Below are 1,491 nucleotides of genomic sequence, written 5' to 3'. Positions count from 1 at the left end.
CAGACCGACTTCACCTACGCCACCCCGGAAACCGTCATAGAGCTCGGCGATCTTCTGATCGTATCCGGTCCGACAAAGCTGGTGGAAAAATTCGCCGCTATCGCCTGACAAAATGAAGATTGGCTGGTCTTGGTGGTCTGCAAATGCAGAGCGCCGCCGGCATGAAGTGTCGTTTCGGGAGCCGTAAGCGACCCTGGCACTCACGATTCCATGGTCGGCTCGCGCCCGTTGCATACCTTTACAGTGAAATCCACGGGCAAGTCATGGCGCGACCGACTCGTTCCGGAAACAGCTTCTCAACCTGCTGCGACATTTCATTGAGCCAGAGGCAGCACAATCATCTTGAATTGATCAAATCCTACAGAACGTCATCGCCGCGTCGGCGTTTGCCGGCCGTGGAAGATCCTATCCAACCGTCTCAATCGAGTTCGGCAGGACCGGGCAGATCCGCCACGTCACTTCGCTGTGAGAGGCTACGGAACGCCTGATTAGCGACAACTGGTGGGAAATGGCGGCGAAGGCTCTCATCGGCGCAACGCAACGCCACGTGATGGCCGAAGAGGCGCGCCAAGCCTCGCAGCCGAGGCTGGCCTATTGTTACTCCTCTAGCGCAGGTGTGTCAGGACTGGCGATGTCTCGACCTTCGACTCCTCAATGTTGACGTTGGTGTCCCGGGCACCGGAGAAGGTGTCCGCTCCGAAGAACAGGCAGAACAGCAATAGTGCGGCAACATCAGAATTGCCGCAACACGGTCCCTCCGCCTCAAACTTTGGACGAAGTTGGGTGTGTCAAGTTCTGCAAAAATGGCGTGGCATTCAGCGGTGACGTTGGCGTGTCCGCCGCGCAGCCCCCGTGTTTAGCGGAGCGGCGGACATGCGGGCCGCGACTCAGGCGGCCAGTGCTCTCAGGCTCTCCTTCTTGTGCTCGCGCAGATGATCCATGTTGAGGTAGCGGGTCGCCTCGAGCCAGTTCTCGTGGATCTCCACCGCCAATGCCCGAACCAGCCGCAAACAGCTCTGCGGGTTGGGGAAGATGCGAACGACCAGAGTGCGCCGCTTGATCTCCTGGTTTAGCCGCTCCAGCATGTTCGTCGACTTAAGCAGAACGCGCGGCGCGATATGAGTGAATGAGTCCAACGTATGAGTTACGACGTCCAGTGGGTACTGGAATGGTTTGCTGCCCGCCCGGCGCGTTTGCCAGAGGTGTCGCCCGGCTGTCCGGCGGCAGCATCGGGAAGGTTCATGGACGCTCGTTGACAACCAAGGGCGCTGAGCGACTCGAGATGGATCCGGCACGGTCTTCTGCTCAATATTGCCGAAGCTTGCGCCGCAAAGGGCGGATCGCTGGTTGCTAGCGGGCGGCGAGCTTGTCCCACCGCTTGCAATACAGGCGGACGCCGACGGGCATGATCTCATAGCCGGCATCATTCAACTGGAGCTTCATCTCCTCGAAATGCCGCTTTGAGCCGCTGACGATCGATTCAGGCGTGTA

At 59.2% G+C, this 1,491-nt stretch carries 1 pseudogene; it reads right to left on the bottom strand.

The window, feature by feature from the left end:
* Positions 1 to 887: 887 nt before the first annotated feature.
* A pseudogene (locus tag M727_RS0132795) lies at positions 888 to 1,100 on the bottom strand (transposase); the annotation flags it as partial.
* Positions 1,101 to 1,491: the final 391 nt, after the last annotated feature.

It is taken from the genome of Mesorhizobium sp. WSM2561, assembly GCF_000513915.1.
GTDB lineage: Bacteria > Pseudomonadota > Alphaproteobacteria > Rhizobiales > Rhizobiaceae > Mesorhizobium > Mesorhizobium muleiense.
This window is presented reverse-complemented; position numbering and strand designations above follow the sequence as displayed.